The sequence below is a fragment of the Verrucomicrobiota bacterium genome (assembly GCA_016871535.1).
GTDB lineage: Bacteria > Verrucomicrobiota > Verrucomicrobiia > Limisphaerales > SIBE01 > VHCZ01.
Genome location: VHCZ01000249.1, coordinates 1 through 8,933, shown reverse-complemented (window position 1 = coordinate 8,933; position 8,933 = coordinate 1). Strand labels below are relative to the sequence as shown.

Here is an 8,933-nt window from a genome sequence, read left to right as displayed (position 1 = left end):
TTGGGGCTGTGACCGACGAGCAACGCCGCAGCCGGCCAGGCGCCGCCCCGCCCCGGAGGGCTGGGGCGATTTCGCTTTCTGGCTTCGCTTCTCCTCAGTCGCAGAGCCCTGGCTATGCTCCTTCGTCGTGCCTCGCCAGAAAGCGAAATCGCCTCCAGCAAAACCGGAATTTATTTTTGCACAGACCCTAAGTCCGCTTCAACGCCGAACTCCAGAGCGGGCCCGGAAGCAGCCTGAAGGCTGCGGTCCGCACGGTTTTCGGTTCAAGGGCCATGTGCATGGCCCGGAGGCCAATGCGGCTTCCCATGAACCAGACGGTAGGGCGAGCCTGTCCCCAGCGAGCCGAGTCGGACGTGTTCCACGCACGTCGAGCGGCTCGCCGGGACGGACTCGCCCTCCCGGGCTCATCGGCGGTGAGCATGGTTCTAAGACCAAGGAAACTTTCCACGAACGTCCCCCTCTCCCGTCCTGCGGACACCCTCTCCCTCTTGGAGAGGGAGAGGGAATGGGTGGTCCTGGGAGAGGGGAAGGAGTGGCCAGTCATCGCCTATGACCTCTTTGAACCTCGCCGTGATCGGCGCCGGGCGCATCGGCCGGCTGCACGCGGAAAACATCGCCACCCGGCTCAACGGTGTGCGGTTGAGCGGCGTAGCCGACATCAATCTCCTCGCGGCCCGGGAAGTCGCCAGCCGCTTCCACGTGTCGCTGGCGACGGACAATTACCGGTCGCTGCTGGCTAATCCGACGATTGGGGCCGTCGCGATTTGTTCGGCCACGAACACCCATGCCGAAATCATCCTGGAAGCCGCCGCGGCCGGGAAACACATTTTCTGTGAGAAGCCGATTGATTACGACCAGGCGCGCATCGGCCGTTGCCTGGAGGCCGTGGCCAAAGCCGGCGTCAAACTGCAAATCGGTTTCAACCGCCGATTCGATCCGAGCTTCGCGAAAGTCCGCGAACTCGTCGCCGCCGGCAAGATCGGCCAGCCGCATGTCGTTCGCATCACCAGCCGAGATCCGGCGCCCCCGCCGCTCGAATACGTGAAAGTGTCGGGCGGCCTCTTCCTCGACATGACGATTCACGACTTCGACATGGTGCGCTTCCTGAGCGCCAGCGAAGCCGAAGAGATTTACGCCCTCGGCGACGCGCTCGTGGATCCGCAAGTCGCCGGCGTGGGAGACGTGGACACCGCCATCGTCACGATGCGCCTGAAGAACGGCGCGCTGGCGGCCATCGACAACAGCCGCCAGGCGATTTACGGCTACGACCAGCGCGTCGAGGTGTTCGGTTCAGGCGGCATGGTCAGCGTGTCCAATCGCACGCCGGACAATCATATTCTGGCTGATGCCAGCGGGCTTCACACTGCGCGGCCACAGTATTTTTTTCTCGAACGGTACCAGGAATCCTACGTCGCAGAAATGCAAGCCTTCGTCGATTGCGTGCTGCAGGACCGCCCGCCGCCAGTCACCGGGGAGGATGGATTGGCTCCCGTGTTGATGGGGCTGGCGGCAACGAAATCGCTGAAGGAACGGCGGCCTGTGAAGTTGAGCGAGGTCGCCTCATCTTCACCTTCCGCTCCCCTTTAGGGTCTGTGCAAAAATAACTTCCGGTTTTGGCGGGAGCGCCGCCTGGCCGGATGCAAGGCGCGAGGAGGGAGCATCCCCGTTTTGGGGCTGTGACCGACGAGCAACGCCGCAGCCGGCCCCGCCCCGCCCCGCCCCGGAGGGCTGGAGAGAGGAGGGGCGTTGGCTCGCTTCTCATGTTTCCAAGAAACCCTCTCTGCAACTCTCTCCCCACTCGTTCCTCGCGGGGAGAAAGGGAAGTCAATCGGAGTCGCTGACCGACACTTGTAATCGCACCCATCGTCCGTCGGTCACGCAGATTCTCGAATCAGAATCTCTGAGGGAAAGTTTCGGTCAAGGCTGCGGGGGGGCGAGTTTGTAGTCCGGATTCGGAGCCATCATTTGAGCGTTCACTTGACGGCGCCAATCGGAAAGCTTTTTGTGCAACGCGGCGGCTTTGTCGGGAAATTGCCTGGCCAAATCGTTCTGTTCTCCAATGTCTTCGCGGACGTCGTAGAGTTCCTGCCGGCCCTCGAAGAACTCAATAAGCTTGAAATCGCCCTCGCGGATTGCGCTGCCGGGTCTTCCGCCCTGGTTGCTGTAATGCGGGTAATGCCAGAACAACGCGTCGCGTTTCAATTCACCGGCTTGCCTGAGCAGGGGCGCCACGCTCACGCCATCGATTAACTGGCCTTGAACAGGCTTCACGCCCGCGATCTCAAGGAGCGTGGGGTAATAGTCCACGCTGCTGACCGGCGTGCGGCATGCGCTGCCGTGCTTGGTGACGCCCGGCCAACGAACGATCAACGGCACGCGAATCCCGCCTTCGTAGAGGTAGCCTTTGCCCGCGCGAAGCGGCGAGTTGGAGGTCGCAGGCGTGTTCGGACCTTCCTTGACGGACAGGCCGCCGTTGTCGGTCGTGAAGACAACGACCGTGTTCTCGGCGAGCTTCAGATCATCCAGCTTCTTCAGGAGGCGCCCGACGCTTTCATCGACGCTGGCGATCATCGCGGCGTAAATCGCGTTGCTATGAGTCGCACTGGCGGAGAGCGTATGAAATTTCGCCGTGAGTTCTGCCTTGGCCCGGAGCGGAATGTGAACGCCGTAATGAGCCAGATAGAGGAAGAACGGCTGGGCTTTGTTTTGTTCGATGAACCTCTCCGCCTCGGCCGTCAGCCGGTCGGTCAGGTATTCACCCTCTTCGCCGCGCTCCAATCCCGGCATGAATCGGCCGTCGCGCTGGAAGGGATGGAAATAGCTCAGGGGCGTGCCGGTATGATCCCCCGCCACGTTGAGGTCGAAGCCTTGTTTCTGCGGTTCGAAACCTCTTCCGCCGAGATGCCATTTGCCGACGTGCGCCGTGGCGTATCCTTTGGCCTTCAAGGCTTCTGCCAAAGTTAGTTCTTCCAAGGCCAGTTCCTGCCGGATTTGAGGGCGCAAGAGCTTTTGCGAAGGCATATCGCGCCGGCCGGGAAGCCAGTCGGTCAAGTGAAGCCGCGCGGGATATTTGCCGGTCAGGATGCTGGCTCGCGTGGGCGAACAGACGGGGCACGCGGCGTAGGCGTCGGTGAATTTCATGCCCGACGCGGCCAGCTTGTCGATGTGGGGTGTCTTGTAGAACGTGCTTCCAAAACACCCGAGATCGGTCCAGCCCATGTCATCGATGAGAATGAAGATGATGTTTGGCAGGCGCGGTTCAGCCGCACCAAGCGGAAAGGCGAGGAGGCTGCAAATCAGAAGAAGTTTCATGCGCAGCGTGCCACCCAACTCAACAGAGCGAACCTTGGCGCGCCAGCGTCTTGGAGTGCGACAGTCCTCTGCCGCTTTTGGGCCAGCCCGGCGCATCAAAAGCGCCAGGAGACTGGCGCACTCCAAAACCTGGCGGAGCCAAGGGCATACATGGGAAGGTTCCACTGCCTCCAACCCGTCCGCACGCTCCCTGAACCCATCGCTGGCAGGGCCGTGCTGCTGCGCCGCCGCATCGACCGAAAACCGGCTGCGCGGCAGCGCAGCCCTACCAAGTTCATGGGAAAGGTCCGGAGAAAGGGGACTGTGTTCATCCCCATGCCGCAAGTATCGAGATGCGATCCGCCTCAAGCCAGGATTCCGTCGATCACGTGGCCGTCGGCACCCGTACCGGAGAGCCGGGCGTCGAGGCCCTGGAATTTGACGGTGAGTTTCATGTGATCGATGCCGAGCAACCGCAGCATCGTCGCATGCAGGTCGTGAACGTTGACTCGATTCTCCACGGCATCGTAGCCCAGTTCATCCGTGGCGCCGTAACCGATGCCGCCCTTGATCCCGCCGCCGGAAAGCCAGATGCTGAAGCCCGCGTTGTGATGATCGCGCCCATCGCCGCCCTGGCTCATGGGCGTTCGTCCAAATTCTCCCGCCCACACGACCAGCGTGTCGTTCAGCATGCCGCGATGCTTGAGATCAGTGATCAAGGCCATGCACGCGCGATCCACTTCGAGGGCCTTCAGCCGCACGCCTTCTTTCACGCCGCCGTGGTGGTCCCAGTCTTTGTGGTAAAGCTGGATGAAGCGCACGCCGCGTTCCGCGAGGCGGCGTGCCAGAAGGCAATTCGAAGCGAAAGAGCCGTCGCCGGGTTTGCAGCCGTACAGATCGAGAATGTGTTGCGGCTCCTGGCTGATGTTCATCAGCTCCGGCACGCTGGCCTGCATCTGAAACGCCATTTCATACTGGGCGATGCGGGTGGCGATCTCCGGGTCGTCCACGATGGCGTCGTATCTGGCGTCGAGGGCGTTGACGGTTTGAACCACGTCGCGCTGCTGGTCGCGAGTGACACCGGGCGGCGTGCTCAGATACAGCACCGGATCGCCTTTGCTGCGCAGGTGCACGCCTTGAAACCGGCTGGGCAAGAATCCGGCAGCCCATTGGCGCGCCGCAATCGGTTGGTTCTGGCCGCCTTTGCCCAGCGACGTGAGCACCACAAACCCCGGTAAATCCTCTGCATCAGCGCCCAGGCCGTACACCACCCACGACCCCATGCTGGGACGCCCCGCAATTTGCGAACCGGTGTTCATGAACATGTGCGCCGGATCATGATTGATCGCATCGGTCGTCATCGACCGGACGAAGCAGATTTCATCCGCGACTGAGCCGATGTGCTCGAACAATTCGCAAATCTCAGCGCCGCATGCGCCGAACTTTTTGAATTTGTGCTGCGGTCCGAAGCAGACGAGCTTGGCGCCCTGGAGTTGCGCGATTTGCCGGCCCTTGGTGAACGATTCCGGCATCGGCTTGCCATGCATCTCCGCGAGCTTCGGCTTGGAGTCGAAAGTCTCCAGGTGCGAGGCCCCGCCCGCCATGGTCATCCAGATGACGCGCTTGGTTTTCGGTGGAAAGTGGCAAGGATTGATGATGCCGGTCCATTTGTCTTTGCGTGCCGCGCCTGTGGCGGCGGCGAGCTTAAGAATCGCGGGATTGATGAGCGACGCCAGCGCGAGCGCACCGATCCCTTGCGACGAGCGGCCCAGAAAGGCGCGGCGGGTCTGGCGCTGGAGGAGAAACTGGTGGAAATCAGTGTGGGGGTTCATTGGGCACGGTGCGACCACGACGCTTCGTCAGTCTTTGAAGTCAGGTGTGAGATCCTTGGTGCGGATTTCTTTTACGAGCAACAGATTCAAGAAACGAGGTTCTTGATCCTCCGGGCGTTCGAGATACAACAAGCCTGCCCGACGCAGCACCGAAGCAAATTCACTGTTCTCAATCCTCAGCGTTTCGCCATCCACCATGACCAAGGTAACCGGGTAGAATGGATGCCTTGAGAGGGCCTGCTTCAGAAGCGATAACATGATCAATCCTTACGCCACGGCTCTTAAGATGTCCAGGAGATGAGTCACGGAACCACGTCCCTTGGATGGTCAACCGCGGGTGATGGTTTCGTGGAGGTTAAGAATCACCCGCGCGATGCTTGTCCACGCGGCTAACTCGGAGTCCGCGATACCCTTGGGCGCCGGAGCAAGGCCGACTTTGAGCAAGGCTTCCGACGCCTCCAAATCTTTCCTGTATTCAGCGAGATGTTTCTCGATCAGAGCGCGAATCATCTCCAGCTCATCGGCGCGCGGTGCCCTCGACAGAGCCTGACGCCAGGCCCAGGCAATGCGCGCCGTGGCGTCGCCGTCGCACTCCCTCAAGATGCGGACGGCGAAGGCGCGCGCCGCCTCGACGTAACTGGGGTCGTTCAGCAAGACCAGCGCTTGCTGCGGAATGTTCGAGCGGTTGCGGTCAGCGGCGCATTCCTCGCGCGTCGGCGCGTCGAAAGCGAGCATGCTCGGATGGACGAAGCTGCGTTGCCACCATGTGTAAAGCCCGCGACGGTATTGGTCCGCGCCTTTGCTGGCATCGTAAGAGCGCACCGGAAAATTCAGGTTCTCCCAATAGCCGTCGGGTTGGTACGGCCTGGCGCTCGGCCCGCCAATCTTCGGCAGCAGCAGGCCTGAAATTGCGAGCGCATTGTCGCGGACTAATTCGGCGTCCAGCCGCCAACGGCTCTGTCGAGCCAGGTCACGGTTGTAGGGATCGCGCGCTTGCAGCTCTTTGGAAGCGGTCGAGACTTGTCGGTAGGTTTGGCTGCCAACCATGAGCCGGACCATGTGTTTCACGTCCCAGCCGCTGTCCATGAATTCGCACGTGAGCCAGTCGAGCAATTCCGGGTTCACCGGCGGCTCGCCTTGCGCGCCGAAATCGTCGAGCACCTTGGACAGGCCCGCGCCGAAGAACTGCTTCCAGAGCCGGTTCACAAACACGCGCGCGGTCAGCGGGTTGTCGCGCGACACCAGCCATTCGGCGAGGTCGAGCCGGTTGAGTCCGCGGTCTTCCGGCTTTTTGAATGAACCGCTCAAGTAAGCCGGCAAAGCGGGTTGGACGACTTCGCCCGTTTCGACCATCCAGTTGCCCCGGGGAAGAATCCTAACCGTGCGCGGCTTATCCATCGAGACCGAGACCAGGCAACGCGGAATCGTTCCCTCGAAATCTGTTCTTTCCTTGCGCGCATCCGCCAAACGACGCCGCACGCCGGTCAGTTCAGGCGCTGCGATCCGATGATAAGCGGCGAGCCTGGACTTCTGTTCGTCGCTCCGGTCGCCCGGCGCCAACTTGAGAATCTCGGTGATTTCCGGGGGTGGCAGGGCTGTTTTGCCGGCCTTCCAAGCGCTGGGCACGGTGGTGGCGGAGATTCGGAAGCGCCCCAAAACCTGATTCGCGCCACTCGTTTGCTTGAGCACAAACGTGAGAACCATTTCCCCGTCCGACGTGATCGGTTCAGCCGTGGCGAAGTGAATCGCCTGATTTACGCCGGAACAACCGCGAATGCTCCAACCTTCTTTGCCCTCCTGCGTGCCGTCCACCGCGGCGCGCGCCGAGAATCCTTCGGCCTCGAAAGTAGCGGTGGCTTCCGCCAACTTGATCTTGTTGGTCTGCGCGTCCTCAATCGCGAATTCACTGAGCACGAAATTGCCTTCTGCGCCACGCCCGGGTCCGTTGCCGGGGAGCTTGTCCGACCTTAATGCTTCCAGCCGGAAGCCACTGATGTTTTTCAGGCTGGTTTTGACCGTGACGCGGTAAGAGTCCTTCCCGTCGCGCGGGTCTCGTTCGCTGGCAACAATGTGATCTTTGTCAGTGATCAGTTTCAAGCCCACCGCTGACACAGCCTTTTCCGGCGCGAGCACAACCCAATTCGTCTCGGCACTTATGGTTTCCAGCGCGGCTAACTCCCAGGCCGCCAGGAGCTCGGATTTTGGCGATTCAAACTCACGCTGCAGTCGCGCCAGGTTCTGGTCCAGATGAGCCAACTCCGCGGCTTGCTTTGCATCCGGCACGAGCAGGCCGTCTTCACGGCGGCCAATGATCGGTTCCTTGATGTCGGCGAAAAAGGCGCCCATCGAGTAGAAATCGCGAGAGGTGATCGGGTCAAACTTGTGGTCGTGGCACTGACTGCACCCAATGGTCTGCCCCAGCCAGACGGTCCCGACGGCACGAACCCGATCCGTGAGCATGCGCGCCTCGTAGTCCTTGGCCTGCGCGCCGCCTTCTTCGGTGCTGAGCAGAAGACGATTAAAGGCCGACGCGACTTTCTGCTCCTGGGTGCCGCCGGACAGGAGATCGCCGGCGAGTTGCTCGCGTGTGAATTGGTCGAACGGTTTGTTTTTGTTGAAGGCATCGATCACGTAGTCGCGATACGGCCAGACATTGCGCGGATTGTCGCTGTGATATCCGATTGTGTCTGCAAAACGCACTACATCCAGCCAGCCAATGGCCATGCGCTCGCCGTAGTGAGGTGAACTCAAAAGCTCCTCCACGAATCGGGAATACGCATCCGCGGCGCGATCGCGCTCGAACGCTTCAACCACTTCAGGCTTGGGGGGAAGGCCGACAAGATCGAAATGAAGCCGTCGTGCGAGGGTGCGGCGGTCCGATTCAGGAGAAGGAGCGAGGCCGAGTTCCTTCAGGCGCTTGTGCACAAGGAAATCGATCCCCTGCCCTGTTCCGGGAACGGAAGGTTTGACCGGCGGGAGATAAGCCCAGTGACCTTCGTAATCCGCGCCCTCGGCAATCCAGCGTTTCAATATTTCCTTCTGCGCAGACGTGAGTGTCTTGTGGGATTCGGGCGGGGGCATCAGGTCGTCTTCGTTCCTGGCAAAGATGCGCGCGATCATTTCGCTCTCCTCCGGTTTGCCGGGGACGATGGCGATTTCGCCGGACTTCGCCGGCTTGGTGGCTTGCTCTCCCAGGTCAAGGCGAAGGCCGCTCTTGAGCTTTTTGGCGTCCGGACCATGACAGGCAAAGCAATTGTCGGACAGGATTGGGCGGACGTCGCGGTTAAAGCGGACCGTTCGGGAGGATGGCGGAGCTTGTGCATTCGCGAAGCCGTGCGAGGAAAACCATGTGATCAGCGTCAGGGTCGCAAGCCAAGTCGGCAACGGTGAAAGAATGATGGATGAGTTCACAACAAATCTGTCCGAGATATTACACAGAGAGGAAGATTTCGTCCATAGGTCCTCGACTGCTCCGACCGGACTACGCCGGAGTCCAGCATTGAAGCGGCCTAAAGGCCACGCTGCCTTGGTTTCAGAACCATGCACTCGTCCCTTGAACCGATCAGCGGTAGGGCGAGTCCGTCCCGGCGAGCCGATCCACGTGCGTGGAACACGTCTGACTCGGCTACCGGCTGCTTCATGGGAAGCTTTCTTGGCCTCAGGGCCATGCACATGGCCCTTGAACTGAAAACCGTGCGGACCGCAGCCTTCAGGCTGCTTCCACGCACTCTCCGGAGTTCAGCGCTGAAGCGGCCTAAAGGCCACGGTCCGGAGGAACGGTCCAGGGGAAGGACCGAGGAGCGGGGCGAG

The 8,933-nt window shown here is 61.1% G+C and carries 6 protein-coding genes; 1 reads left to right on the top strand and 5 read right to left on the bottom strand.

Going from position 1 to position 8,933, the window contains the following annotated elements; all coding sequences use genetic code 11:
- Nucleotides 1-187 precede the first annotated feature (187 nt).
- Nucleotides 188-421, bottom strand: a complete 234-nt coding sequence (locus tag FJ398_22625; GenBank protein MBM3840704.1) for a hypothetical protein — start codon at nucleotides 419-421, stop codon at nucleotides 188-190.
- Nucleotides 422-549: 128 nt separating this feature from the next.
- On the opposite strand from FJ398_22625, the gene iolG reads away from it, so the two are divergent.
- A complete protein-coding gene (gene iolG, locus FJ398_22620) occupies nucleotides 550-1,587 on the top strand; it encodes an inositol 2-dehydrogenase (GenBank protein MBM3840703.1) in 1,038 nt (345 codons plus the stop codon).
- 330 nt (nucleotides 1,588-1,917) lie between these two features.
- Here the strand turns inward: iolG and FJ398_22615 are convergent, their stop codons facing one another.
- From FJ398_22615 to FJ398_22600, 4 genes are all read right to left on the bottom strand, one after another.
- Nucleotides 1,918-3,312, bottom strand: coding sequence for a sulfatase (locus FJ398_22615; GenBank protein ID MBM3840702.1), 1,395 nt, complete (start codon nucleotides 3,310-3,312; stop codon nucleotides 1,918-1,920).
- 344 nt (nucleotides 3,313-3,656) lie between these two features.
- A complete protein-coding gene (locus FJ398_22610) occupies nucleotides 3,657-5,123 on the bottom strand; it encodes a DUF1501 domain-containing protein (GenBank protein ID MBM3840701.1) in 1,467 nt (488 codons plus the stop codon).
- A gap of 27 nt (nucleotides 5,124-5,150) precedes the next feature.
- Entirely contained in the window at nucleotides 5,151-5,381 is a 231-nt protein-coding gene (locus FJ398_22605) for a hypothetical protein (protein ID MBM3840700.1), read from the bottom strand.
- 69 nt (nucleotides 5,382-5,450) lie between these two features.
- A complete protein-coding gene (locus tag FJ398_22600) occupies nucleotides 5,451-8,480 on the bottom strand; it encodes a DUF1553 domain-containing protein (protein MBM3840699.1) in 3,030 nt (1,009 codons plus the stop codon).
- Nucleotides 8,481-8,933: the final 453 nt, after the last annotated feature.